Below are 26,336 nucleotides of genomic sequence, written 5' to 3'. Positions count from 1 at the left end.
GTTTTTTGTATTTTATTTATATGCCTTCTTCAAAAGTAATTTTGCGAGCGATTTTGCTGTTTTAGCATATCCTTCACCAATTCTTGATTCGTTACTAAAGTTGCTTCCCCATTGATCTCCTGGAGCTTCTTCGCTAGAAATTTCTAGTAATACATTCGATTTTGTTATTTGTTTCAACAAATTTTAGATTAGTAGATACTTTTGCAGGTTGTTTCATTATTGAAGCATCCCAACCTGGATAGATCCAAACAGTTTCAACAATTAATGTGTAAGGAGCATTTGTTAAGCCCTCTTGAAAACTTACTTCTTTACCTTCTTTAGTAAAAATAACGTGCATTAATTCTAAAAACTTAGGAGTCCAAGTTAATTCTTTAGCAGAGTTCCATTTCTTTTTCCAGATGTCGCCAGTTCCTTTTGTCTTTTCATTTAAATCTTTTACTCTGTCTTCAATATACTGTGCTTCTGTTTTTTTGTCTTTCATCACCGTGAATTTGCTGTAGTCAAATTCAACATTGATTTCTTTTTGGTCTTTTAAGAATTTAAAATCTCCAGATACAACTTTCATGTCTTGTGCAGACATTGCGATAGAGAGGAATAAAAAGGCAACGACTAGTTTTTTCATTTTTTTTTTGCTTTGTTTTAAATGGTTAGGTTTGTTTTAATTTGTAGCCAAATGTAATTAAAACCAACTAACAAATGCACTTGTTTATCTTGTTAATTTTTTTGTTTTAATTATTAAATAATTATCCGTAAAGTAGCAAAAATAGGAATGAATTGCGCCCTTACAGTGCTCTTTATTTTATTAATGAATTTGCAAGAACTTCACTACTCATTCCGATAAATTGTTCGGCCGAAATTTTAGATGCGATTAGTGAAGCTCCAATTGCCCGCCAAGTTAAATTACCTTCAGCAAGAAAATACGCTTTGGCATCTCTTTTATCTTTTTTGCGTTTTCGATATATCGTGTAACCATAAGTTGATACTGCAATGAAGTAGATGATAAAAACAATATAATCGGCAAGGTTTTGGTCATGGTTACTAGTTGTATTTCTTGGTTATTGCTATTTGGTTTTAAATAGATTGAAATTTGTAAATCGTTTGATGATGGTATTTGTCTTCTTTTTTAAGTATCGAATTGGGGAAGTTATTCTGATTTGGAGCATCAGGAAAATTTTGAGCTTCAAAGCAGATGCCGCTTAAAGAGTGGTAGATAGCGTTTTCTTTTCCTTTAATTTTATCCGAGCAATTACCGCCTACAAATACATGAACACTTGGTTGGTTGGTATAAACAGTCATTCGCAATCTGTTTAACGGACTATAAAGAGCGGCAGCAATATCATTTTTTGTTTCTATCACAAATGAATCATCAATGTTTGACGGACAGTTTGCAGGAGATCTAAAATCAAATGGATGATCTAAAAGAGTTAGTATATTTCCTGTTGGAATGTTATCGGATGTAGTTTCCAGTATTTTATCAGAGTTTACAATAATTTCTTGATCTGTAACGCTAGAGTCATGTCCGTTAAGATTAAAATAGCTATGATTGGTTAAGTTTATAATTGTATCTGCTGTTGTAGTTGCGTTGTATTCTAGTTGCAATTCATTGTTTTCAGATAAAGTATACGTTAAACTCACAGACAAATCTCCAGGATAGTTTTCTTCATTAGCAGGGCTTAAAATAGACATTGTTATAGACGGGTTTTCGCCATCAGTTCTCTTATCAATCTTCCATTTTTTTTGTGAAAAACCAATAAATCCCCCATGGATAGAGTGATTATTATTGTTCTTGTTTAAAAAGTACGTTTTGTCATTTAAGGTGAAAATTCCATTATTTATTCTGCCAGCATAACGTCCTATCGTAGCACCAAAATAAGGAGAATCTGAAAGCGAGTATGATTTTAAATAGTTATCTAAATTATCAAAACCCAGAACGACATCGATAAGTTTTCCATTCTTAATTGGTATCATCAAAGAAGTAACAGTGGCACCATAGTCAATAATAGTGGCTTGCATACCATTTCTGTTAGTCAATTTATAAGAATGAATAGCGGTGGCGTCTGGTAAAACACCAAAGATTTCTTTTGTGTTTATTTCTGTATAATGTGATTTGTGTTTTATTTTCATTGTTTTTTTGTGAAAAATGAAATTCAAAAATAGGTATATATTGACATGATTCATACCAGCACCTACCAGTTTTTTGTATATTGCATCAAAACCATATTCATGTGAATATAATTTCTATCCAGAATAATCTTGGTATTCCAAAGTACAAAGAAATTATAGCTTCGATTGAGAACAGCATTAATAAGAAAACTTAAAGAAAGGGGATATTATATTAAAAGTGTTGAAATTACTATTAAAGCGCGGATTTTTCTTTTTTTCGATGAACTTAATAATTTTTGTTTGGAAAATGAAGTGATTACTGAGTTTAGAGACAGAGAGGTTAAAGTAGGAGAGGTGTATATAATTCCAAACGATAGGGACTTAGTTCGGGTTATCGAAAAGGCCAAAGTCAAGATTTAAAACTGGGTGTTGATTTTGAGATTGAGGTTTTTAAAATTAATGAAAATATGGGATTTAAACATTTATTCAAAGCAACGGCCCAATGGCAGTCTAATAACAACGAGAAGGGACAGAATTCTAAAAATCATGAGATACAGATTGCAGGCAAACCTGTTTTGAGCATCTCAGCTGCAAAAGCTTTTAAAGGCGATCCAGAACTGTACAATCCAGAAGATATGTTGCTAAGTAGCTTGGTTTCGTGTCACATGATGTCTTATTTCTATGTTTGTAGTCAAAATGGGGTTGAGGTACTTATTTATTCAGATAATGCAGAGGCTATTTTGGAAGTTGAGTTTGATGGAAGCGGACGTTTTACGGAAGTTCGATTAAATCCAAAAGTTACGATTACAGATCCGGACAAAATTGAACTAGCACTAGAATTGCATAAAAAAGCAAACCAATTATGTTTTATAGCCAATTCATGTAATTTTCCAATTTTACACAATGCGACTTGTGAAGCCGTTTAAATTAGTATAAAATAAAAATCCGTCGAGTAAGAATACAAGACGGATTTAATATTTTGAAAAGAAAGTAGTTTTATTCTATTTCTGAAACTCTCACGGTGTTAACCATTCCTTTGTCTTTAATAGGCATTGCTGCTAAGTTGATTAAGTAATCACCTTTTACAACATATCCTTTATCTTTTACGATTTGATTCACATCAATTACAGTGTCGTCTGTACTTACATCTTTGTCATAGTAATAAGATTTAACTCCCCATAAAAGACTCAATTGAGTTAAGATTCTTTTGTTTGAAGTAAATACTAAAATATGAGCAGATGGTCTCCAAGCCGAAATTTGGAAAGCAGTATAACCGCTATTTGTAAGTGTACAAATTGCTTTAGCTTTTATAGTATTAGCCATAATAGCCGCTTGCTGACAAATTGTTTTAGTAATAAAACGTTTTGTTTTAATTTGTGGTGTGTTTTGTGGAACATGAATTAGCGGAGAGTCTTCAACTGCTTCGATAATTTGTGTCATTTTTTGGATAACTTGAACAGGATAATTTCCTGCAGCAGTTTCACCAGAAAGCATTACAGCATCAGCACCATCCATAACAGAGTTAGCAACGTCATTTACTTCAGCACGTGTAGGTGTTAAGCTAGTGATCATTGTTTCCATCATTTGTGTTGCAACGATTACTGGAATACGAGCAGTTTTAGCTCTACGGATTAATTCTTTTTGAACTAATGGTACTTCGTGAGCAGGAAGTTCAACTCCTAAATCTCCACGAGCAACCATTAGAGCGTCGCAATAAGCAACAATCTTATCCATGTTCTCTAATGCTTCAGGCATTTCGATTTTTGCAACGATTGGAATTTTAACATCTGAGTGTTTTGCAATCAACTCTTGTAAGTCTTGTAAGTCACGTGGTGTTTTTACAAATGAAAGAGCGATCCAATCTACTTTTTGTTCAATAGCAAAAATGGCATCAGCAATATCTTTCTCAGTTAATGCAGGTAAAGATATTTTTGTATTAGGAAGATTAACTCCTTTTTTAGACTTTAGTTCACCACCTTGAATAACTACAGCAGTAACCTCAGATTTTTTGTCTGTTGTAAGGATTTCAAAAATAAGTTTTCCGTCATCAAGTAAAATACGCTCTCCAGGATTTACATCATTTGGAAAGTTTTGGTATTTCATGAAAACTTTTTTGGCAGTACCGATGATATCTTCAGCAGTAGTAAAAGTGATTATATCACCATCGTTTACTACAACACCTTCTTCCATAACTCCTACACGAAGTTTAGGACCTTGTAAATCTCCAAGAATAGCTGTGGTATAGCCAAACTCTTCGTTAAGTCCTCTAATGATATTGATTTTCTCCTTTACACCTTCATAATCTGCATGCGAAAAATTAACTCTAAATACGTTCACACCTGCTTCGATCATGTCTTTTATGATCTCTCTAGTACCACATGCAGGGCCAAGTGTGGCTACAATTTTGGTTTTTTTGTTTGTAAGCATTTCTATTAAAAAATTAAATTGTTTTTTGACTTTATTTTATTTGTATCAACTATATAAACCGTTGAGATAGTATCAATGGTATTTAATATTTGTTGTATTTTTAATATATCGAAAGCTTCCTCACTCTTTTCAATCTTTAAAAAATAATCAACTTTTTTAAATTCAGGTAGTAAATATACTTTTGTGGCTACTTCCATCGAAGTGTCTGAAAATAAATCCTGATTGTCATTTGGTGTATTTTGAATGACTTCGTTTTTATTTTGAATTAAATCCCAGTAAAGTTCTTTTTCTTCGTCATAGTAATCAAATCGTGAAAAATGTGTCTCGCCTTCTTTCACATTGATTTGAATTTCATTTTTACTTTTACTTAAAAGAACTGGGAAATTTTGATTGATAAAATATGCCAATCTATAGTCCTCCATTGAAGTATGTATGGCAATCAAATTATAATCAATTTCATCAAATTCGCCTAATTCTAATTTATGAATAGCCATTGCCTGAAAAAATAAGTTGTAAATATACTATTTCTATTGCTGGTTCAATAGTTAAGTTTGGTATGTTTTTGTTAATTTATAAACGAAAACGATATAGTTTTAAGAAAATCGGGTTTATTTTTTATCCATTTTTTCTTGAAAAGCAAAATACGCACGTTGCGATGCCTTCTCTTCTGCTTTCTTTTTGGAAGTAGCTCGTGCTCTTGCGACTACTTTATCATCAATGCTTAATTTGACTCCAAATAGACGTTCACCACCTATGCCATTATCTTCAAAAATATCGTAATGGAATATTTTTTTTTCTTTCTGGCACCATTCGATAACCAAGCTTTTGTAGCTTATTACCTTTCCTTCAAGTCTAGTAATGTCAACATAAGGACTGATTACTCTATTTTGAATAAATTTTTCACAATAGGAATAGCCTCTATCTAGGTAAATAGCTCCGATAAGTGATTCGAAGATATTACCATGAATGTTTTCTCCAAAATGTTGCAAGGGCACTTTACTTTCGATAAATCGAACCAGATTTAAATCCTTTCCAAGATCGTTTAAGTGCTCTCTACTTACGATTTTGGAACGCATTTTGGTTAAGTAACCTTCATCTCCTGCAGGAGCTTTGTCGAATAAATGTGCAGCAATTACAGCGCTTAACATTGCATCACCTAAAAATTCTAGACGTTCATAGTTAATAGGATTTCCATTTTCATCCAAGCGGTTAGAAGAGCGATGTGTAAATGCTTTCTTATAAAACTGAATAGAAATAGGTGGGAATCCAATAATTTGTTGAATAGAATCAAAAAAAATCCCGTCTTCTTGAGAACGGGATTTTGAAAATATTTTTTTGAAAATACTCATATGAAAATTAGTCAACTAATTTTTTAAATAAAACACAAGCATTGTGACCTCCAAAACCGAAAGTGTTACTCATAGCAACATTTACTTCTCTTTCTTGAGGTTTGTTTAGTGTTAAATTTAATGAAGGATCTATTCTCTCGTCAACAACTGTATGATTGATTGTTGGAGGGATAATACTGTGTTTCATTGCTAGGATAGAAGCAATTGCTTCGATAGCTCCAGCAGCACCCAGTAAGTGTCCAGTCATAGATTTAGTAGAGTTGATATTGATGTTTTTAGCATGGTCACCAAAAACAGCGCTAATCGCTTTTAACTCAGCAACATCTCCAAGTGGAGTAGATGTACCGTGCGTATTAATATGATCAACATCTTCAGGTTTCATACCAGCATCACGTAATGTATTGTTCATTACAGCAATAACTCCAAGTCCTTCCGGATGTGGTGCAGTTAAGTGGTACGCATCAGATGACATTCCGCCTCCGCCAATTTCGCAATAAATTTTTGCTCCACGTGCTTTTGCATGTTCGTAATCTTCAAGTACCAATGCTCCAGCTCCTTCACCCAAAACAAAACCATCACGAGTAGCATCAAAAGGTCTTGAAGCAGTCTCAGGGCTTTCGTTTCTAGTTGATAAAGCATGCATAGAGTTAAAACCTCCCATTCCTGCAATTGTAATAGCAGCTTCAGATCCACCAGAGATAATTACATCACACATTCCTAAACGAATGTAGTTGAAAGCATCAATAAGTGCATTGGCAGAAGATGCACAAGCAGAAACAGTTGTATAATTTGGTCCCATATAACCATTTCTCATCGAAATGTGAGCAGGGGCAATATCAGCAATCATTTTAGGAATAAAAAACGGATTGAATTTTGGTGTTCCGTCTCCTTTAGAATAGTACATTACTTCTTCTTGGAAAGTCTCTAAACCACCAATTCCAGCTCCCCAGATTACACCAACTCTTTGTTTGTCGATATTTGTATCTGTAAGTCCAGCGTCTTTTATAGCCTCATCACTTGCAGCAACAGCATATTGTGCAAATTTATCAAGTCTACGTGATTCTTTACGATCCATAAAATCTTCGATGTTGAAGTTTTTTACTTCACAGGCAAATTTCGTTTTATGTTTCTCTGTATCGTAATACGTAATTGGGGCAGCACCGCTTACTCCATTTATAAGCGCGTTCCAATACTCCTGAATGTTATTTCCAATAGGGGTAAGTGCACCTAATCCTGTTACAACAACTCGCCTTAATACCATAAATAATGTGTTTTATTAGCTTTAAACAAATAAAACCCATGCTTTCTTGATTGTATTATATTACAAAAGAACCATGGGTATTACAATATAAATATATTTTTTTGATTGAAAATCAACCCAAAATTTAAATTTTTAATAAAAAATAATAACACCCGACTTTTTATAATTTATAAAAAAATCGGGTGGGAATTTATTATTTTTTAGCTTCTTCGATATAAGAAATAGCTTGACCAACAGTAGCAATGTTTTCTGCTTGATCGTCTGGAATTTGAATATCAAATTCTTTTTCGAATTCCATAATAAGCTCAACAGTGTCTAATGAGTCAGCTCCTAAATCATTAGTGAAGCTTGCTTCTGTTACAACTTCGTTTTCGTCAACACCTAATTTGTCTACGATAATCGCTTTTACTCTTGATGCAATGTCTGACATAATCTTTAATTTTAGAATTTAATTTGTTGGCAAAAATAAAAAACTTTATTTTAAAACCACGATTTAGTTAATAAATGTAACACTAAATTATAAAATTTATTTCAACAAAGGGGTTCGAATGTTATTTATTTTGATTTTTTATTCCGTTTTTTGCAAAAAATAAATCAATTCGACTATGAAAAAAATAATCGTTTTTGCCTCAGGTTCAGGGAGTAATGCCGAAAACATAATAAAATATTTTGCTGAAACACAAATTGCAAAGGTAGTTTCTGTGTTCACTAACAATGCTAATGCGAAAGTAATTGAAAGAGCAAAAAACCATCATATAAACGTCGAAATTTTTACTAAAACAGAATTAATTGAAAGCAATGTACTACAAAAAATAAAACTAATCGACCCGGATTTGATTATCTTGGCTGGTTTCTTGCTTCAATTCCCAAAACACATCATCGAAGCATACCCTAATAAAATAATTAACATCCATCCTGCATTATTACCTAATTATGGGGGAAAGGGAATGTATGGAATGCACATTCACAGGGCAATAGTCGAAAATAATGAAAAAGAAACAGGAATAAGTGTTCATTATGTAAATGAAAATTATGATGAAGGTGCGATTATTTTTCAGGAAAAAGTTGCCTTAACACCTGCTGATACTGCCGAAGACGTGGCCGCTAAGATTCATGAATTAGAACAAGAGCATTTTCCTAAAGTAATTCATAGAGTAATTGATTCCTTGGATTAGTTAGATTGTTAATTTTTTCTAAGTCATTAGAAAGGAAATTATCTAGTAGTTCAGGAGGTTTATAAATCTAACTAATCTAAGAAGTCTAAGGAGAGAAGCTTGTCTAAGTTGTCTAATAATCTAAGAAGCGAAGCAAGTCTAACAATCTAAGAAGTCTAAGGAGAGAAGCGAGTCTGATATGGTCTAACTAATCTAAGAAGTCTAAAAAGCGAAGCTTGTCTAAGCTGTCTAATAATCTAAGCAAGTCTAACAATCTAAGAAGTCTAAGGAGAGAAGCGAGTCTGATATAGTCTAACTAATCCAAGAGGTCTAAAAAGCGAAGCTTGTCTAATCTATCTAATAATCTAAGAAGCGAGCAAGTCTAACAATCTAAGAAGTCTAAGGAGAGAAGCGAGTCTGATATAGTCTAACTAATCCAAGAGGTCTAAAAAGCGAAGCTTGTCTAAGTAGTCTAATAATCTAAGTAGTCTAAAAATGGAACACGAAGTACATATATATACAGATGGTGCGGCTAAGGGAAATCCTGGCAACGGTGGGTATGGAGTGGTTATGGAATTAGTTGGAACACCACATAAAAAAGAATATTATGAAGGGTTTCGACTGACAACAAACAATAGAATGGAGCTTTTGGCTGTAATAGTAGGTCTTGAAAAACTTAAAAAGCCAAATATGAAAGTGCTAGTTATTTCAGATTCAAAATATGTAGTCGATTCTGTTTTGAAAAAATGGGTCTTTGGCTGGGAAAAGAAAAAATTTGTTGCTAGAAAAAACCCCGATTTGTGGAAACGTTTTCTGGTTGTTTATCGAAAACACCAAGTAGATTTTAAGTGGATAAAAGGACATAACAACCATCCACAAAATGAGCGTTGTGATCAATTGGCTGTAATGGCTTCCATGCAAAAGCAACTTTCAATAGACACCTATTATGAAGAGATAGGTTCCAAAGAAGCATAAAAGAAATAACGTGTCTAAGAAAATATATCTCAGACACGTTATTTTTAGAAATCAAGAAAGACTTAATTGTTGTTTAAATCTTTAGATTTATTAAATCCGATAAGTAGCCCGATTCCGGCCATCGTAAAAATAGTAGCAGGATATACAGCGCCATCTTGAAGAGACGTGTAAGTTGTAATAAGCAATGCTATAAAAATTCCAATTCCACTTCCTATTAGCAAAAAAGCGAAATTTAAAACAAGTACTTTCCATGTAGGAGTGTTGTTGTTTTTGCTATTCGAAAAAATACTAGCATCTATACCTTTTTCTATAAGAGCTAAACGTTCTCTGTTTCTGGTAGAAAAAATAAGATAGGCAATTCCAAAGATCATTAGGAAAAGACTAATTGGTATTAACATTTGTGGACCCATAATTTTTAAATTTAATTGATTGATATTCCATATGACGAAAGATGTTTAATGGAGGTTACAGATTTTGCTAAAATATTTTTTTAATTTAGTTGTAACCTTAATGTGATTATAGTCGTCATATGGAATATGGATAAAGTAAATGATCAGTATTATATCAATCAGGTTCTTCTAGGGGAAACCAATATGTTTGCTGTATTGGTTGATCGTTATAAAGATATGATTTTTACTTTGGCTATAAAGATGGTAAAAAACAGAGAAATTGCTGAAGAAGTTTCTCAGGATACTTTCATCAAGATTTTTAATTCTTTGAGTAAGTTTAAAGGGGATTCTAAGTTCTCTACCTGGATTTATAAAATTGCATACAATACATGCTTAGATTATTTGAAGAAGAATAAAAAAGAAGAACACAATGTTGTTATCGATGAACTTAAAGGATGTGTAGTTAAAACAACAACAAATGCTTTAAGTATTTTAGAAGATCAGGAAAGAAAGCAAGATATTCAGTATTGTTTAAATTTGTTACCAAGTGAAGAAAGCTTCTTGCTGACACTTTTTTATTTTGAAGATCAAAATTTAAATGAAATAGGCAAGATTATGGATATTAGTGCTAATAATGTCAAGATAAAATTATATCGAAGCAGAAAAAAATTAGCGGTTATTTTAAAAGAGCAATTAGAACCTGAAATATTAGATTATTATGAAAGAGAGCGATAAATATTATGAAAATCTAGTTGACAAACTAATAGCAGAAAGTACTTTGCAAAAACCTTCTGCTGATTTTACCTCAAAAATCATGTCACAAGTTTTAGTCATAGAGAAAACGAAAAGTATTGTATATAAGCCGTTAATATCAAAACCAGTTTGGGCTGTCATTTTTGGTTGTTTAATTGCATTTATCGGATATGTGGTTTTTATAGCTGATAATGCAGTGGCTAGTGATTTAAGTTTAAGTGCTTTATATTATTCTAAAATAGATAATTTGATTCCGGTGTTTCAGTTTTCAAAAAACACATCTTATGCGGTTTTGATAGTTGTTTTAATGGTTTTAGTTCAGATCTCAATATTGAAGAATTATTATGATAAAAAATATAGATTCTAAGTCGTTTTTTTTAAAAATTATCTATTGATTTATTCTTGATATTGTAAGAAAATGTTAGTTATTTTTAATCTATAATTAATTGATTTTTAATAGGTTTGCTTCTTTTATTTGGTTTTGATTTTTATGAAAATTTTGGTACAACGAACCGTTGCAACTCTGAAACTTATGAAGTATCTTTGCACCTTAATTCGAAATTCATAAAATGAATAAATTACTGATTGTCGGAACGGTTGCTTTCGATGCGATTGAAACCCCTTTTGGGAAAACAGATAAAATATTAGGTGGTGCAGCGACATATATTGGTTTGTCGGCATCGTTTTTCAACCTACAATCGGCTATTGTTTCTGTAGTTGGAGATGATTTCCCTCAAGAACATTTAGATTTGTTAAAGTCAAGAAACATTGATATTTCTGGACTAGAAATTGTAGAAGGAGGAAAAACTTTCTTTTGGAGCGGGCTTTATCATAACGATCTGAATTCAAGAGATACACTAGCAACAGAGCTTAATGTATTGGCAGATTTCCAACCTAAAGTTCCACAAAACTTCAAAGACTCAGATGTTGTAATGTTAGGAAATTTACATCCTTTGGTACAAAGCAGCGTTTTGGATCAAATGGAATCAAAACCAAAATTAGTGGTTTTAGATACAATGAACTTTTGGATGGATTGTGCTTTGCCAGAATTGTTAGACGTTATAAAACGTGTAGATGTAATTACAATCAATGATGAAGAAGCAAGACAACTTTCTGGAGAATACTCATTAGTTAAAGCAGCAGCGAAGATTCATACTCTTGGGCCAAAATATGTGGTAATCAAGAAAGGGGAGCACGGAGCATTGTTATTTCATGATAAAGAGGTGTTTTTTGCACCAGCATTACCTTTAGAAGATGTTTTTGATCCAACAGGAGCAGGAGATACTTTTGCAGGAGGATTTGCAGGATTTATTACACAGAGTGAAAATATTTCATACACCAATATGAAGAACGCTGTGATTTATGGATCGAATTTAGCTTCTTTTTGTGTAGAGAAATTCGGAACTGAAAGAATGGTAGCATTAGATAAAAACGACGTAGTGGCTAGATTGAAACAATTTAAATCACTAACTCAGTTTGATATAGAACTATAAAAGAATTAAGCCTCGTTCACGGGGCTTTTTTAATTTTATTATTATAAAAAGGCACAAACTACAACAACAACACAAACACAAATACAATGAGCGACGCTTTAAAACACGAATGTGGTATAGCTTTGGTTAGACTTCTTAAACCGCTTGAATATTACAAAGAAAAATACGGAACTGCTTTTTATGGGATAGAGAAAATGTATCTTATGATGGAGAAGCAGCACAACCGTGGACAAGATGGGGCTGGTTTTGCAAGCATCAAATTAGATGTAGAGCCAGGACAACGATACATAAGTAGAGTTCGTTCAAATCATTCACAACCAATACGAGATGTTTTTGCTCAAATTAATGATCGTATTAATGAAGAAATGGCAGCACATCCTGAATATGCAGGAAACGTTGCGCTTCAAAAAGAAAATATTCCATATATAGGAGAGTTGTTTTTAGGGCACGTTCGTTATGGAACTTTTGGAAAAAATAGTATAGAAAGCGTACATCCTTTTTTACGTCAAAGTAATTGGATGCACCGTAATCTTATATTGGCGGGTAATTTTAACATGACCAATGTTAAAGAGCTTTTCGAAAACTTAGTTGAGCTAGGACAGCATCCTAAAGAAATGGCGGATACAGTTACCGTTATGGAAAAAATAGGTCACTTTCTTGATAAAGAAGTAATGGCTTTATATCAGGATTGTAAAGAAGAAGGATATTCAAAAAGAGATGCTTCGCCTGTTATTGCAGACCGATTAGATATTGGGAAAATATTAATGCGTTCTGCTAAAAACTTAGATGGTGGTTACGCAATGGCAGGATTATTAGGTCATGGAGATGCCTTTGTTTTTAGAGATCCGGCTGGGATTCGTCCAGCTTATTTTTATCAAGATGATGAGGTTGTAGTTGTAGCATCAGAGAGACCAGTTATTCAAACTGTTTTTAATGTGCCATTTGATAGTGTTCAGGAAATTGAGCCAGGAAATGCGTTAATCATTAAGAAAAGTGGAAAAGTTTCGATGGAAGAAATTTTGACACCAACAGTTAAAAAAGCATGTTCGTTTGAAAGAATCTATTTTTCAAGAGGAAGTGATGCAGAAATATATCAAGAACGTAAAAACTTAGGTAGATTGATTTTACCAGCAGTTTTAAATTCAATTGATAGCGATACAGATAACACTGTTTTTTCTTATATCCCTAATACAGCCGAAACTTCTTTTTATGGTTTAGTTGAAGCTGCTCAGGATTTCTTAAATCAGAGAAAAAATAATTATATAATAGCAAATAGGAATACGCTTACTGCTGAGTCATTGCAAGAATTGCTTGCTGTAAAGATACGTACAGAGAAAGTAGCTATTAAAGATGCTAAATTAAGAACCTTTATTACAGAGGATAGCAGTCGTGATGGTTTAGTTGCTCACGTATACGATGTAACTTATGGAGTTATAAAGCCAACAGATAACTTGGTTATTATTGATGATAGTATTGTTCGTGGAACTACACTTAAAATGAGCATCATAAAAATGATGGATCGTTTAAATCCAAAACGTATTGTAATTGTATCATCAGCTCCACAAATTCGTTTTCCAGATTGTTACGGAATCGATATGGCAAAGCTGGAAGGTTTGGTTGCTTTTAAAGCGGCTTTAGAATTGTTAAAAGAGCGTAATTTATATCACATAGTAGATGAGGTTTATGCTAAGTGTAAAGCACAGGAAAATTATTTAGACGTAGATGTTGTAAATTATGTTACTGCAATTTATGCGCCATTTGAACCACAAGAAGTTTCAGATAAGATCGCAGAAATGTTAAGTTCACCAGAGATTAAGGCAGAAGTTAAGATCATATTCCAAACAGTAGAAGACTTGCACATTGCATGTCCTAAAAACCTTGGTGATTGGTACTTTACAGGTGATTACCCGACACCAGGAGGTAATAGAGTGGTAAACCGTGCTTTTATGAATTTTTACGAAGGAAAAGACGCTAGAGCGTATTAAACCATAATGAAAAGTTAAAATGTGTATTTCATCGATTTTTTTTACCGTTTATCTTAATTGTTTGGAAGAAATGCACTGCTAACATACTTTTGAAGTACCATAACATTAGTAGGTTAAGTTTATGGTAGATTTGGGGCAAAAAGGGTGGAAGTAATTCCACCTTTTTTATTGGAATAAAGTCAAGGATAAGAACGAGACAATAGTTTCCTAGATATGAAATAATACTAATAAACGTTTTTTTTTGTAGTTCAACAGAATTATTTGTTTAAGCTACAATGTCAACATACATTTGAAGAACCATAACATTAGTAGGTTAAGTTTATGGTAGATTTGGGGCAAAAAAGGTGAAAGAAATTTCATCTTTTTTATTATAATAAAACGAGATATTTTACAATAAAAAAAAATCCGATTAATTCATTAATGAATCAATCGGATTTTTATATTTTTCTAAAAAGACTATTTCTCTAGAGCAAATCTTCTAGCAACTTCGGTCCAGTTAATTACATTGAAAAAAGCTTCGATATAATCAGGTCTTCTGTTTTGGTAGTGTAAGTAGTAAGCATGCTCCCAAACATCCATTCCTAAGATTGGAGTTCCTTCGCAACCAACTTCTGGCATTAATGGATTGTCTTGGTTTGGTGTTCCGCAAACATCTAGTTTTCCTCCTTTAACTACACATAACCAAGCCCATCCAGAACCAAATTGAGTAGCACCAGCTTTAGCAAATTTAGCTTTGAATTCTTCAAAAGTTCCAAAAGAAGCCTCGATAGCTGCCAATAGATCTCCTGTAGGTAATCCACCACCGTTTGGTGACATTACTGTCCAGAACAAGTTGTGGTTGTAATATCCACCACCATTGTTACGAACAGCAGCGTTTTTTTTATCTAAATTGATTAGGATGTTCTCTATTGTTTTTCCTTCTAAATCTGTACCAGCAATTGCTGCATTAAGATTAGTAGTATATGCATTATGATGTTTTGTGTGGTGGATTTCCATTGTACGAGCATCAATATGTGGTTCTAATGCGTCATACGCATAAGGTAATTGTGGTAATTCGAAAGCCATAATATTATTGTTTTATGATTTATATTTATAATTAAATTCAAATTTATACATTTAACTTTGGAATAGAAAATACTATTTGACTATAATCAAATTAAATTAATTGATGATTTGATTTCCTAGTACTTATATTTTTAAGAATTTTTACTTCCCATTATAAGTCGTCATTGTATTTTCGAGTCCAGCAGTTCCGAAAGATTTTATGATTTCAGAAGCTACTTCTAAACGTTCAGGAAGTTTTGCTTTTTCTGTTTCATCCCATTCGCCTAATACGTAATCTACCTGTTGTCCTTTTTTAAACTCATCGCTGATTCCAAATCTAAAACGGGTATATTGTTGTGTGTTTAGAACTAAATTTATGTTTTTAAGTCCGTTATGACCTCCATCGCTTCCTTTTGGCTTAATGCGGATTGTACCGAAGGAGAGGTTAAGATCATCGGTAATTACCATAATATTCTCTAGCGGGATGTTTTCTTTATCCATCCAGTATTTTACTGCTTTACCGCTTAGATTCATGTAGGTATTTGGCTTTAAGAGCAAAAATGTTCTTCCTTTGAATTTGTATTCGGCAAGAGCGCCGAGTTTTACAGTTTCAAAAGAGATGTTTTCTTTTCGTGCTAAAAAGTCGAGTATTTTAAATCCGATATTATGTCGAGTGTTAACGTATTCAGCTCCAATATTACCTAATCCTACGATTAAAAATTTCTTCATATAATCTGTTTGCTCTTCTGATTCCTCTTCTGTTTTTGTTGATGAAAACAGGTTTGTTATCCATTTTATCATAAATACAAAAGTACACTTAATTAGACAATCGGGCAATCGGAAATTAGAAAATATGCATTTATAGGTTGCTAGATTGTTGGATTAGTTGAGAGTTGGTAAATCTATTTGTTATCAAGTTGAAGGAGAAGGCAATTGGGGTAATTGTATTTTAATGCTATTTTAAATGGTAGTAGTGTAACAGAGGGAATTAATTGTAGTAAAGTGCTTTGATAGCCCCGATAGGAGTGGTATCCTTTTTCTGGCTTCTTTAGGCAGGAAAAGATAAAGCGGATGGCGGGATTTTTTGGTCTTGTAAAGTTGTAAAGATCTGCTCCAGAAAAGTATTAAACAAAAAAAAACACCAGTTTTGCAACTGATGTTTTCTTGTAATTGTTTGAAAAAAATTATTTTTTCTTTCCTTTTGCAGGAGTAGCTTTTGCAGCTTTTGCAGCTTCTTGAGCAGCTTTCATAGCAGCACGAGAGATTCTTACTTGAGCAACAACAGTGTTGTCTGGGTGCATAATTTTGTATTCTGGTGCACCAACTTTAGTAACATATAATTTGTTACCCATTTCAAGTGGAGTGATGTCAGCCTCAACAAAATCAGGAAGATTTTTTGGTAATGCTTTTACTTTAAGTTTACGAGTGTTTAAACGTAAAACACCTCCAGCAAGAACACCTTTAGATGTACCTGTAACTTTTACTGGAACTTCCATAGTGATTTCTTTGTCATCAAATAATTGGAAGAAGTCAATGTGTAAAATTTTGTCAGATACTGGGTGTACTTGAATGTCTTGTAAAATTGCATTAAATGATTTTCCTTCTCCAAGTTCAATCACAACTGTGTGTGCGTTTGGAGTGTAAACCAAGTTTTTGAACGCTGCAGCGTCTGCTGAGAAGTGTACTGCTTGATTTCCTCCGTATAACACGCAAGGAACCGCTCCAGCATTACGTAAGGCTTTAGTTGACACTTTTCCTACGCTTTCTCTTTCTGATCCTTTAATTGTAATCGATTTCATTGTAAAAATTATATAGTTATTAAAAATATACTTGTTTAGGCCTTAAACACAAGGTTTTAGGCTTTCTTTAAAATGCAAATAAAGCTTACGCTTTTACATAATAAATTTTCCACTAATGGAATTGTTGTGGTGTACCATGTGCATTACTTCAGCAAAAAGAGGTGCACAACTCAACACTCTAATTTTCTTTGATTCTTTTTTTAACGGGATTGAATCGGTTACGATCAATTCGCTTAATTTAGAATTCTCTATTTTCTCGTAAGCATCTCCAGACAAAATAGCATGTGTACAAATAGCTCTAACGCTTAATGCTCCTTTTTCGATCATTAAATCTGCTGCTTTCGCTAAAGTACCACCAGTATCGATCATGTCGTCTACTAATATTACGTTTCTACCTTTTACTTCACCAATTAATTCCATGGTGTCGATAACATTGGCAACTTTTCTTTGTTTGTAACAAATCACTACATCTGATTCTAAAAACTTAGAATACGCATAAGCTCTTTTAGAACCTCCCATATCTGGGGAAGCGATTGTTAAATTCTCTAAGCCTAAACTTTCTACGTATGGTAAAAAGATTGTAGAGGCAAAAAGGTGATCTACTGGTTTTTCAAAGAATCCTTGAATTTGATCTGCATGCAAATCCATTGTCATGATTCTTGTTGCTCCTGCAGCATCTAATAAATTGGCTACTAATTTAGCACCAATCGGTACTCTTGGTTTGTCTTTTCGATCTTGTCTTGCCCAACCAAAATAAGGCACGACAGCTGTAATATGTCTAGCCGATGCACGCTTTGCAGCATCAATCATAAGTAACAATTCCATCAAATTATCTGCAGTTGGAAAAGTTGAACAAACAATAAATACACGTAGTCCTCTGATAGACTCTTCATATGATGGCTGAAATTCGCCATCACTATAAGTTGACATTGTAACCTTACCTAACGGTATTCCGTATTGCGCTGCAATTTTTTCGGCAAGATAAACACTTTTTGAACACGCAAAAATTTTAGCTTCTGGTTCTTGGTGCGACATTATAATTTGTTGTTTTGTAGTTAGTTGTGTGTGTGTCGTTTTAACGAGCTGCAAATTTATGAAATTTATTGAAGATTGAAAGTAAAAAATTAAGTATTTTTAGTAGAAAATGTAAAATTATTTTTTACATTTGCACCGTGTTAAAGGAATAAGCACAGTTATGACATCATAATTACTTATTCTATTGCGTTAAGATAATCAATTTATAATTCATAAAAAGATTGTTTTTTCGTCTGCTAAGCCCGGATGGCGGAATTGGTAGACGCGCTGGTCTCAAACACCTGTGGGAAACCGTGCCGGTTCGACTCCGGCTCCGGGTACAAAAACCTCTTCGAAAAAAGAGGTTTTTTTGGTTTTATAGCTTTTCGTTGAAAAGTAATCCTTTATTAAGCACGTAAATTTTTATTTAATTTTTAATAATTTTCAATATGAAAATAAAACTACTCTTACCATTCCTTTTATTCTCAATTTTCTTAAACGCACAAAAAATAAGATGGGATAACCTTAATGTTAGAAAAGAAATTCAGCCTTCATTATTCTTAAAAGAAAATCCTATTGAAGTTGGGTTTCTTTATAACTCAACAGATCGTGAATTTTTCACAGATCAAACGATGCGTTATTATGTAGCAGATCAAACAATTTTGCACAACGATTTTATTAATAATAATTTAGGATTTCCAAAACTTGTAGCGCTTTTGGAGTACAAGTATCAGCCTGCAACTCTTCATATAGTTAAAAACGATTTAAAGAATAAAGTTGTTGTAGTTTCTCATATTTATGCAAATTTGCTTCTGATTGATCCAGAAAAGGGTGTCTTTGATGTTCATGAAATTAAGTTAGGAGATTGTGATCTTGTCAATCCTGTTGCTAACATAAAAGGGTTTAATTCTAATCTGGCAGGTTTAGATTACCCAAACAATCTAAATACTACGCTTGTATTGTCTGATTTGTCAGATTTTGAAGCAAATCAATACAGAAACCAACAAAACCAAAGTCTTCCCAGAAAATCAGAGATTAAAGTAGTTGATGATATACAACTACTTAAATTGCAGCTTAAAGTTGGTGGTATTCTTAAAAGTAAATTTCTAGCTCACGGCCAATATGTGCAACGTGCTTTTAATTACCTAAAAGAAGATAAAGAATTCAATGGGGATAATTTTAACAAAGCGTCTGAATTAATCAAAACCGGAATCGACCCTGTTGACGCTCTTAAAGTGAATGAGGCTATTGATATCTGGAAAACGGAAGCTAAATCAATCACTAATTTAGAAGACAAAAAGAATAAAAAATACTATATCGCAATACAAGAAAATATTTTACAATCATATAATGTTTTAAGAGATTTTACGACAACTGATGAAATTGCAACTAATCTTAAAAGCATTGATCCTAAAAACGAAATTGCAGATGCTTTAATTTCAAATAAAAAGAAAGCTGCAATATCTGTTGAGAAAAAAGAGATTGTTTACACGCCACTCCCTGCTAGATTTAAAGATACAGATGTTGTTCGTTTTTTAAACAAAAAGAAAAATGAAATCAATTCGCTTAATCATTTACAGCCAGGTAAATATGATGGGAAATTAACGGATATGAGTATTTATAAAGCAGCTTCTTTAGCAATTAAAGAAACTAAACCTAATACACCAAATTTCAATAATTTAGTAAGTCTATTTATTAATATTGCAGATTATGTAAAAAACAGTTCTAATTATGGTCAGTTAAAAAATCTTAATGATGTTCTGGGTAATTACAATACTTTTTGTTTGAAGATTGCTGATGAAACTAAAAAATTTAAAGGTAGTTTTGATTTTAAAAAAGACGCTTTGAATTACCATTCAAAATTACGAGCACATATTTTAAGCCTTCATAAAATAGATGAATTTACCGCTTTCGATGATGCTTTAGCAACTGCAATTATAACAACAATTGCGGAGACAAAACCAGAAAACACTGCTATTGCAAAGGATTTTATAGATTTGGATACTGCAATGACTTTAAAACAATTAACAAACAGTACAAAATATGATGAAACTATCGAAAAAACGACGTCTAATATTTCAGATTTTTTAAATAAAAAATTTCCTGTTCAGCATCAAGAAGTCTTTTTTGAGTTTAAAAATAATTGTAGACTGATTAAAGAAAATAAAAAATTCACCACTTCTGAGATTTCGTATTTTTCTAATACACTAAGACTCTTATATCTTTACTGTTAAAATTCACTTTAGTGGATAAAACAAAAAACCTCTTCGAATGAAGGGGTTTTTTGTTTTATTGCCTTTTTTAGAAATGTTTCTTCCGGTTCCAATTACTTAATTTCGTCTTGTCTTTTTTTGAGTCTACTAGCTTTACAGGAACTCTATTTGGGTACTAGTGCCAATGTTATGATTGTTTCCATGTATCACTCTGAATCATAACAAAGATTTTGCATGCAATAGAAAAACTTTTTCTTAAAGTGTCATTAAATCAAATTTTTAATAACAATCTTCTTATAATTGTTTTAAATGTATACTTTTATTTTTTAAACATAAAAGAGTACCGTAAACCTGTACGTTGGAGGGAATTAATTTTAATGTTATGATTAATAAAGTTTTAATAAATTTAGTGTATTTGCTTTATCCTCGAAATATATGTGCTTATACCGAAAAAGATAAGTATTTCATTACTGAAGAATATAAAAGATTAAATCAAATAGTAAGTGATTTTGATACTGAGGATGTAAAGGTTCTTAGGAAGAGTATTCTTGAAAAATTTGAAAATGACAAAACTTTAAAAAATTTTCAAGACTTCTCATTGTTTAATCAGCAAGATAGATGTATGACGTTTAATTTATCAATCATAGAAGACAGGGAATTATATACAATATCATTGTTTGTAAGTGTAATTGTGCCTTATTATGTGATTAAGGTACAGAAGAATATGATTGAATTGTTTTTTTCCGAATCTGCGATTACAGACTTAGAAAATAAAAATACAGAAACAAGAGAGTTAAATGAATTAGTTTTAGAAATTGAAAATATAATTGAGGATAAATTTCTGTATGGAAAATTTCCACATAAATTACTTAATTACGTCGTTGACGATATCAGTTTTCAAGATTCAATATTTGGGCATTTTACAATGTTTAATGCTTTTTTTAATAATGTAATAATAAAAGAAAATTAATTTTTTAGTATTCTTTATAATTGGTGCCGCTTTACAAGAATTTCAAACTGGTGTTCCAGTTTCTTATGGTGTACAACCAGCTCAGACTTATACTGATTTAGCGTGGGGAGGACTAAAAAACACCCCAGTTTTTGATAAAAAGTTTCCTAATGGAACTACTGAGAGATTAAGAATTGGAAATAGATTAGCATCAGAACAAACAGGAAACCCTGTTGGTTCAGGTACCTCACTAGAACAAAAACCTGTAGGCAAACCTTGTAAATAAGCCAATATGAAAAAGCTGTTATATATCGTTATCATTATTCAATTTCTTCACAGTTGTGCTGTGCAAAAAGACCAACAAGCACCACTTAATGATTATCTGTCAAGTTTAGATTTGAAAAATTCAGATAAGATTATGATTATTCAGGAAAAAATAAATAATAATGTGACGATTGAAATCTTTAAGGGGAAAATCTATTTTGAACCTACCACCAATAAATATGAAAGAGATGAAGGAGTTGATAAGCCTTTATACAATGAAAAGGATTGGGAGAAAATGAAACTTAAGTATGAAAGTAAATACATTAAAGATCAATGGGTTAGGGATGATTTTTGGACTTTAAAAGATTTTAAACATCAGAATATTATTTTCATAAAACAAAAAGACTTCCCTGATCCAGGGAAGTATGAGGAGTTTGATTTTAAAGAAAACTATAAGGTTTTTTCCTTTTCAGATGTAATTTATTACAGGCATAAAAAGTATGCCGTCTTTACTATTAAATCAACCACAACTAATTATAAAGAGATCGACACAACCTCCATATTAATTTTGGTAAAAAGTAAAGGAAAATGGACTGTTATTAAAAAGGTTGGTGATGGGATTTATCGTTAAGACTGACAATACAATTGTTCTAATATTTGTGTCGCCCTAAAAAAACGATACAAATTATTAGGTAAAAATAATAAAATTTGAAAGTTGCAAAATTGATTTTGCAACTTTCAAATTTATATAAAAATACTTTCAATTAAGAAGATTAGAGATATATTTGATTTTCAAGATACCAATATAGTCATTGCCATTTAGCATGATCCCACCATCTTTAATTACTTCACATTTACTAAAATTGGGTATAACTTTTTGGGGGCAGTGCAGAATGAAGGTTTTTTTTGTTTTATTGCCTTTTTTAGAAATGTTTCTTTCGGTTCCAATTACTTAATTTTGTCTTGTCTTTTTTTGAGTCTACTAGCTTTACAGGAACTCTATTTGGGTACTAGTGCCAATGTTATGATTGTTTCCATGTATCACTCTGAATCATAACAAAGATTTTGCATGCAATAGAAAAACTTTTTCTTAAAGTGTCATTAAATCAAATTTTTAATAACAATCTTCTTATAATTGTTTTAAATGTATACTTTTATTTTTTAAACATAAAAGAGTACCGTAAACATGTACGTTGGAGGAAATTAATTTTAATGCTATGATTAATAAGATTTTAATGTATTTGCTTTATCCTCGAAATATATGTGCTTATACCGAAAAAGATGAGTATTTCATTACTGAGGAATATAAAAGATTAAATCGAATAGTAAGTGATTTTGATACTGAGGATGGAAAGGTTCTTAGGAAGAGTATTCTTGAAAAATTTGAAAATGACAAAACTTTAAAAAATTATCAAGACTTCTCATTGTTTAATTGGCAAGATAGATGTATGACGTTTAATGTATTAATTATTGAAGACAGGGAATTATATACAATATCTTTGTTTGTAAGTGTAATTGTGCCTTATTATGTGATTAAGGTACAGAAGAATATGATTGAATTGTTTTTTTCCGAATCTGCGATTACAGACTTAGAAAATAAAAATACAGAAACAAGAAAGTTAAATGAATTAGTTTTAGAAATTGAAAATAGCTTAGTGTCAGAACAAACTGGAAACCCTGTTGGTTCAGGTGCCCCACTAGAACAAAAACCTGTAGGCAAACTTTGTAAATAAGCCAATATGAAAAAGCTGTTATATATCGTTATCATTATTCAATTTCTTCACAGTTGTGCTGTGCAAAAAGACCAACAAGCACCACTTAATGATTATCTGTCAAGTTTAGATTTGAAAAATTCAGACAAGATTATGATTATTCAGGAAAAAATAAATAATAATGTGACGATTGAAATCTTTAAGGGGAAAATCTATTTTGAACCTACCACCAATAAATATGAAAGAGACGAAGGAGTTGATAAGCCTTTGTACAATGAAAAGGATTGGGAGAAAATGAAACTTAAGTATGAAAGTAAATACATTAAAGATCAATGGGTTAGGGATGATTTTTGGACTTTAAAAGATTTTAAACATCAGAATATTATTTTCATAAAACAAAAAGACTTCCCTGATCCAGGGAAGTATGAGGAGTTTGATTTTAAAGAAAACTATAAGGTTTTTTCTTTTTCAGATGTAATTTATTATAGGCATAAAAAGTATGCCGTATTTACTATTAAATCAACCACAACTAATTATAAAGAGATCGACACAACTTCCATATTAATTTTGGTAAAAAGTAAAGGAAAATGGACTGTTATAAAAGAGGTTGGTGATGGGATTTATCGTTAAGACTGACAATACAATTGTTCTAATATTTGTGTAGCCCTAAAAAAGCGATTTCTATCTTCTTTTTTTACTGAATATATGACGAGCCCATTTAACTGCCCTCTTTCTATTTTTTGGGAAACTAATGTATCTTCAACTTTGACGTTAATAATCACACTAGGTTGGCTCATATTACGCCTTGGAGGCTCATAGTATTGCATTAGTTCAATACAAACTATTGGATTGACATTTTTATCTAAATTACAAGAAATTATGAATACTGAAAGCCAAACTATACATTTCCTCATTTTTGACACTTTTTCACCCTTATGGTATCTTTCTCAAATACGAAACCAATATCCCCATCTATTGCTTTTTGGATTTGTTCAGGTGTCCATTTATTTTCTCTTCTTACACCTTTGATATAGATATTTGGATGGAAATATGCCGTTAAAATTTTTAAGATTACAATATTATTATCTGTTTTGGATGGTATTAGATCAGGATACGAATGAAAATCTTCTCGATTTTCTTCTTTTATGGAATACAATATCACACCCTTAAGTTCCTTAAAAGCTAATTTTTCTTGTAAGAAGCCTTCTTTATCTTCAATATAGACATTGATTGCTGATTCAGGTACAAGCATATCTAATTGCGAAATGTATTCTATTTTCGTTACACAAGGATCTTCTTTTTTGGGTTTTAAATTGCATGATACACACAATAAAACTAAAATTATATATTTTCTCATTTTTGACACATTTTTACCCTAATTGTATCTTTTTTGAATACGAAACCAATATCACCTTCTATAGCTTTTTGAATTTGTTCAGGTGTCCATTTGTTCTCTCTTCTTACATCATCTATTAAAATATCTGGACGGAAATAGTTAGTAGAAATCGAAAAAATTATAGTATTATCTTCAACTTTATCTAATATCGATTCAGGAATTGCTATACGAAAATACCTCCTATCTTCTTCTTTTATCGAGTATAATATTACTTCCTTAAGTTTTTTAAAACTGATTTTTTTTTGCAAGTAACCTTCTTTATCGTCAACATATACCACAATCGCTGATTCAGGAACTAGCATGTCCAAAAGAGGAAAGTATTCCATTTTCTGTACACAAGGTTCATCTTTCTTAGATTTTACATTACATGATAAACACAATAAAGCTAAAATTATATATTTTTTCATATTAACTCTTTAAAATAAGGTTCATATTCTGTTTTATGTACATACTGTGAAATTACATACCAAATTTGTTTTTTAAATTCAGGGGTAGTTTTTGTCCAGCTTGGATGATTTATCTGAAACATATAGGCTCGACGCTCGATTTCATGAGGACCAGAGAAAACAGTGTAGATAGTTTCTTTATATTTCATAAGATCCACCATGTGTTGTCCTCTTTCATGAGAAAAAAGATTTATTGCATCCCAACCAGTAATTATATGAGTTCCGAAATGCAAAAGATTTACACTTATATCTTTTTCTCCTTCTCTTAGCTCTTCCGAATGAGGTGTTGCACCTCCCACTCTCGTTAAGGCAAATGTTCCTCCTGGTATTTTGCTGGGAACCTGCGTGATAGTTTTATACTTCAGTTCATTCAAATCATAACCTTGCATCAGTATAATAATGATTCATAATTTTTTTAGCAACGATTAACTGCATATCTCTCAATACATCAGTTATTATAGTCCCGTATTTTGTGCCTGCTCTTAAATTTACAATATTTCCTGTTCCTGTAAAAGAAACTTGTTTATCAAAGAAATCTCCGGGAATGTAACTCATCGAATATGGCATTGCTAAAGAATCACGACCAATAATATAAATTTTTTTTTTGCTATTTTCGGTTGAGCCTAAATAATTTCCTTGCATGTCAAAATAATCTCCATCGACATTTGGGGTGATCTTTAATTGTACGTGTTGGAAGCTTGTATCTCCGTTAACTGATTTAATTCTAAAAATTCTATCCATTTGGTTGTTTTTATACGGTTTGTATTTTTACTTGCTCTTTTAGTTCTGCAATACCCTCAGCATTTACTTTGCCACTATAAGAGATTTCTTTAGTGTTGGTTTTTAGGTCTTTTCCGTCTGCTTCATCAACTATTATAGTTATTGTTTCACCTTGTTTGTAATTTTCAGTTTTGACTAAAAAACTTGTTTTTTCTCCGATGCCTGCTTCATTTATAGAATCCTTCATTTTCCCACACATCCATTTGATTTCAATTATTTTTTTTTCAGGTTCTTGTTGTATTAGTTGTTTAGGTGGAGCAATTTCTTTTTTAGCAATTTCTTGTCTTGATTCGTATATTCTTATCAATTGACGCATGGGTAGCGTTCCGTTAGCTTCAAATATTTCATAATGAGAGATACAATATGCTTTTTTAAATTCAACATCTTTAAATTTGCTCATCGCATCAGCTTTATAAAATATAATTATACCGTCCTTCGCCTCATTGTTAAGAGTCCATTGTAAAAGAGCGGTGCTACTGTCAGATTCAATTGTTAAATCAATTAAGCATCCAGTAGGCTTTCCAGATGGTTTGCCCATTGCGTCGAGTGGTTGTGTAGATTTATAGTTAAATGTGATTAACCTATATTCTACATTGTCTAATTTTAATATTCCTAAAGTAGCCATATTCTTAATTGTATCAATTATTAGTAATGTCAAGTAGCATGTAATGAGTTATCTATATGTAAATATATAATAATTTCTTACAAATAAAGACTTGGTCTAATTAAAACAAATGTAATAACTTACATTTATAGGGGATTTCGAAAAAATACTGAACTAATTTTTTGTCAAATAGTATTAATTTGCTAAGTTAAGGTGTTATGCTATT

Annotated in this window: 29 protein-coding genes, 1 tRNA gene and 2 pseudogenes; 14 read left to right on the top strand and 18 right to left on the bottom strand. The window is 31.9% G+C overall.

Translation table 11 applies throughout. From position 1 onward, the window contains the following. Window positions 1–12: 12 nt before the first annotated feature. The 3 genes and pseudogenes from QWY99_RS20010 to QWY99_RS20000 form a co-directional block, all read right to left on the bottom strand. Window positions 13–622, bottom strand: a pseudogene (locus QWY99_RS20010) (hypothetical protein). Window positions 623–821: 199 nt separating this feature from the next. Beyond that, window positions 822–1,010: pseudogene (locus QWY99_RS20005) on the bottom strand (sodium:solute symporter family transporter); the annotation flags it as partial. 61 nt (window positions 1,011–1,071) lie between these two features. Beyond that, window positions 1,072–2,124 carry an aldose epimerase family protein gene (locus QWY99_RS20000; RefSeq protein ID WP_290267469.1) on the bottom strand — a complete coding sequence of 351 codons (1,053 nt, stop codon included), beginning with the start codon at window positions 2,122–2,124 and terminating at the stop codon, window positions 1,072–1,074. Window positions 2,125–2,289: 165 nt separating this feature from the next. Between QWY99_RS20000 and QWY99_RS19995 the strand changes: the two genes are divergently transcribed. Both QWY99_RS19995 and QWY99_RS19990 read left to right on the top strand, forming a co-directional pair. Next, window positions 2,290–2,523 (top strand): hypothetical protein, encoded by a 234-nt coding sequence (locus QWY99_RS19995; protein ID WP_290267468.1) that lies wholly within the window; start codon window positions 2,290–2,292, stop codon window positions 2,521–2,523. 47 nt (window positions 2,524–2,570) lie between these two features. Beyond that, complete coding sequence (locus tag QWY99_RS19990) at window positions 2,571–3,029, top strand: OsmC family protein (RefSeq protein ID WP_290267467.1); 459 nt, start codon at window positions 2,571–2,573, stop codon at window positions 3,027–3,029. Window positions 3,030–3,099: 70 nt separating this feature from the next. Here the strand turns inward: QWY99_RS19990 and pyk are convergent, their stop codons facing one another. The 5 genes from pyk to QWY99_RS19965 form a co-directional block, all read right to left on the bottom strand. Beyond that, entirely contained in the window at window positions 3,100–4,530 is a 1,431-nt protein-coding gene (gene pyk / locus QWY99_RS19985; protein ID WP_290267466.1) for a pyruvate kinase, read from the bottom strand. Between the two features lie 5 nt (window positions 4,531–4,535). Continuing rightward, complete coding sequence (locus tag QWY99_RS19980) at window positions 4,536–5,024, bottom strand: IPExxxVDY family protein (protein ID WP_264286518.1); 489 nt, start codon at window positions 5,022–5,024, stop codon at window positions 4,536–4,538. 114 nt (window positions 5,025–5,138) lie between these two features. Further along, window positions 5,139–5,879 (bottom strand): ribonuclease III family protein, encoded by a 741-nt coding sequence (locus QWY99_RS19975; RefSeq protein ID WP_290267465.1) that lies wholly within the window; start codon window positions 5,877–5,879, stop codon window positions 5,139–5,141. Between the two features lie 7 nt (window positions 5,880–5,886). Next, complete coding sequence (fabF, locus tag QWY99_RS19970; RefSeq protein WP_290267464.1) at window positions 5,887–7,140, bottom strand: beta-ketoacyl-ACP synthase II; 1,254 nt, start codon at window positions 7,138–7,140, stop codon at window positions 5,887–5,889. Between the two features lie 193 nt (window positions 7,141–7,333). Further along, window positions 7,334–7,570, bottom strand: coding sequence for an acyl carrier protein (locus QWY99_RS19965; protein WP_007137004.1), 237 nt, complete (start codon window positions 7,568–7,570; stop codon window positions 7,334–7,336). A 175-nt stretch (window positions 7,571–7,745) separates the two neighbouring features. On the opposite strand from QWY99_RS19965, the gene purN reads away from it, so the two are divergent. Next, on the top strand, window positions 7,746–8,315 hold the full coding sequence (gene purN, locus QWY99_RS19960; RefSeq protein ID WP_290267462.1) for a phosphoribosylglycinamide formyltransferase: 570 nt from the start codon (window positions 7,746–7,748) through the stop codon (window positions 8,313–8,315). Between the two features lie 474 nt (window positions 8,316–8,789). Then, window positions 8,790–9,269 (top strand): ribonuclease HI, encoded by a 480-nt coding sequence (gene rnhA, locus QWY99_RS19955; RefSeq protein ID WP_290267461.1) that lies wholly within the window; start codon window positions 8,790–8,792, stop codon window positions 9,267–9,269. A gap of 62 nt (window positions 9,270–9,331) precedes the next feature. Here the strand turns inward: rnhA and QWY99_RS19950 are convergent, their stop codons facing one another. Then, on the bottom strand, window positions 9,332–9,679 hold the full coding sequence (locus QWY99_RS19950; protein WP_290267460.1) for a DUF6249 domain-containing protein: 348 nt from the start codon (window positions 9,677–9,679) through the stop codon (window positions 9,332–9,334). A gap of 126 nt (window positions 9,680–9,805) precedes the next feature. Between QWY99_RS19950 and QWY99_RS19945 the strand changes: the two genes are divergently transcribed. From QWY99_RS19945 to QWY99_RS19930, 4 genes are all read left to right on the top strand, one after another. Next, the gene (locus tag QWY99_RS19945; protein ID WP_290267459.1) at window positions 9,806–10,393 is read left to right on the top strand and encodes an RNA polymerase sigma factor; all 588 of its coding nucleotides are present in this window, start codon (window positions 9,806–9,808) and stop codon (window positions 10,391–10,393) included. Beyond that, window positions 10,377–10,778, top strand: a complete 402-nt coding sequence (locus QWY99_RS19940; protein ID WP_290267458.1) for a hypothetical protein — start codon at window positions 10,377–10,379, stop codon at window positions 10,776–10,778. The genes QWY99_RS19945 and QWY99_RS19940 overlap by 17 nt, the downstream gene beginning before the upstream one ends. Window positions 10,779–10,980: 202 nt before the next feature. Beyond that, a complete protein-coding gene (locus QWY99_RS19935; protein WP_290267457.1) occupies window positions 10,981–11,904 on the top strand; it encodes a PfkB family carbohydrate kinase in 924 nt (307 codons plus the stop codon). Between the two features lie 86 nt (window positions 11,905–11,990). Next, complete coding sequence (locus QWY99_RS19930) at window positions 11,991–13,889, top strand: amidophosphoribosyltransferase (RefSeq protein ID WP_290267456.1); 1,899 nt, start codon at window positions 11,991–11,993, stop codon at window positions 13,887–13,889. A gap of 456 nt (window positions 13,890–14,345) precedes the next feature. Here QWY99_RS19930 and QWY99_RS19925 read toward each other — a convergent pair whose 3' ends face one another. From QWY99_RS19925 to QWY99_RS19910, 4 genes are all read right to left on the bottom strand, one after another. Beyond that, window positions 14,346–14,954 (bottom strand): superoxide dismutase, encoded by a 609-nt coding sequence (locus tag QWY99_RS19925; protein WP_290267455.1) that lies wholly within the window; start codon window positions 14,952–14,954, stop codon window positions 14,346–14,348. Between the two features lie 141 nt (window positions 14,955–15,095). Continuing rightward, window positions 15,096–15,734, bottom strand: a complete 639-nt coding sequence (gene pth / locus QWY99_RS19920; protein ID WP_290267454.1) for an aminoacyl-tRNA hydrolase — start codon at window positions 15,732–15,734, stop codon at window positions 15,096–15,098. Window positions 15,735–16,117: 383 nt separating this feature from the next. Further along, entirely contained in the window at window positions 16,118–16,732 is a 615-nt protein-coding gene (locus QWY99_RS19915) for a 50S ribosomal protein L25/general stress protein Ctc (protein ID WP_290267453.1), read from the bottom strand. A gap of 93 nt (window positions 16,733–16,825) precedes the next feature. After that, window positions 16,826–17,767 (bottom strand): ribose-phosphate pyrophosphokinase, encoded by a 942-nt coding sequence (locus tag QWY99_RS19910; RefSeq protein ID WP_129540445.1) that lies wholly within the window; start codon window positions 17,765–17,767, stop codon window positions 16,826–16,828. Window positions 17,768–18,007: 240 nt separating this feature from the next. Here QWY99_RS19910 and QWY99_RS19905 point away from each other — a divergent pair. The 6 genes from QWY99_RS19905 to QWY99_RS19880 all read left to right on the top strand — a co-directional run bounded on the left by QWY99_RS19905 (window position 18,008) and on the right by QWY99_RS19880 (window position 23,514). Further along, a tRNA-Leu gene (locus QWY99_RS19905) sits at window positions 18,008–18,087 on the top strand. A 108-nt stretch (window positions 18,088–18,195) separates the two neighbouring features. After that, window positions 18,196–19,980, top strand: coding sequence for a hypothetical protein (locus tag QWY99_RS19900; protein WP_290267452.1), 1,785 nt, complete (start codon window positions 18,196–18,198; stop codon window positions 19,978–19,980). 361 nt (window positions 19,981–20,341) lie between these two features. Beyond that, a complete protein-coding gene (locus QWY99_RS19895; RefSeq protein WP_290267451.1) occupies window positions 20,342–20,929 on the top strand; it encodes a hypothetical protein in 588 nt (195 codons plus the stop codon). A 271-nt stretch (window positions 20,930–21,200) separates the two neighbouring features. Beyond that, window positions 21,201–21,803, top strand: a complete 603-nt coding sequence (locus tag QWY99_RS19890; protein ID WP_290267450.1) for a hypothetical protein — start codon at window positions 21,201–21,203, stop codon at window positions 21,801–21,803. Window positions 21,804–22,389: 586 nt separating this feature from the next. Beyond that, window positions 22,390–22,905 (top strand): hypothetical protein, encoded by a 516-nt coding sequence (locus tag QWY99_RS19885; protein ID WP_290267449.1) that lies wholly within the window; start codon window positions 22,390–22,392, stop codon window positions 22,903–22,905. Window positions 22,906–22,911: 6 nt separating this feature from the next. Continuing rightward, window positions 22,912–23,514 (top strand): hypothetical protein, encoded by a 603-nt coding sequence (locus QWY99_RS19880; RefSeq protein WP_290267448.1) that lies wholly within the window; start codon window positions 22,912–22,914, stop codon window positions 23,512–23,514. 280 nt (window positions 23,515–23,794) lie between these two features. Here QWY99_RS19880 and QWY99_RS19875 read toward each other — a convergent pair whose 3' ends face one another. From QWY99_RS19875 to tssD, 5 genes are read right to left on the bottom strand one after another with little or no spacing between them, the layout of a single operon-like run. After that, window positions 23,795–24,241, bottom strand: coding sequence for a hypothetical protein (locus QWY99_RS19875; protein WP_290267447.1), 447 nt, complete (start codon window positions 24,239–24,241; stop codon window positions 23,795–23,797). Then, entirely contained in the window at window positions 24,238–24,687 is a 450-nt protein-coding gene (locus tag QWY99_RS19870) for a hypothetical protein (RefSeq protein WP_290267446.1), read from the bottom strand. Before QWY99_RS19870 ends, QWY99_RS19875 begins: the two co-directional genes overlap by 4 nt. After that, the gene (locus QWY99_RS19865; RefSeq protein WP_290267445.1) at window positions 24,684–25,100 is read right to left on the bottom strand and encodes a hypothetical protein; all 417 of its coding nucleotides are present in this window, start codon (window positions 25,098–25,100) and stop codon (window positions 24,684–24,686) included. Before QWY99_RS19865 ends, QWY99_RS19870 begins: the two co-directional genes overlap by 4 nt. 1 nt (window position 25,101) lies before the next feature. Continuing rightward, window positions 25,102–25,467 carry a hypothetical protein gene (locus QWY99_RS19860; protein WP_290267444.1) on the bottom strand — a complete coding sequence of 122 codons (366 nt, stop codon included), beginning with the start codon at window positions 25,465–25,467 and terminating at the stop codon, window positions 25,102–25,104. Window positions 25,468–25,477: 10 nt separating this feature from the next. Then, window positions 25,478–26,164, bottom strand: coding sequence for a type VI secretion system tube protein TssD (gene tssD, locus QWY99_RS19855; RefSeq protein ID WP_290267443.1), 687 nt, complete (start codon window positions 26,162–26,164; stop codon window positions 25,478–25,480). Window positions 26,165–26,336 lie beyond the last annotated feature (172 nt).

It is taken from the genome of Flavobacterium branchiarum (assembly GCF_030409845.1).
Classification (GTDB): Bacteria; Bacteroidota; Bacteroidia; order Flavobacteriales; family Flavobacteriaceae; genus Flavobacterium; species Flavobacterium branchiarum.
This window is presented reverse-complemented; position numbering and strand designations above follow the sequence as displayed.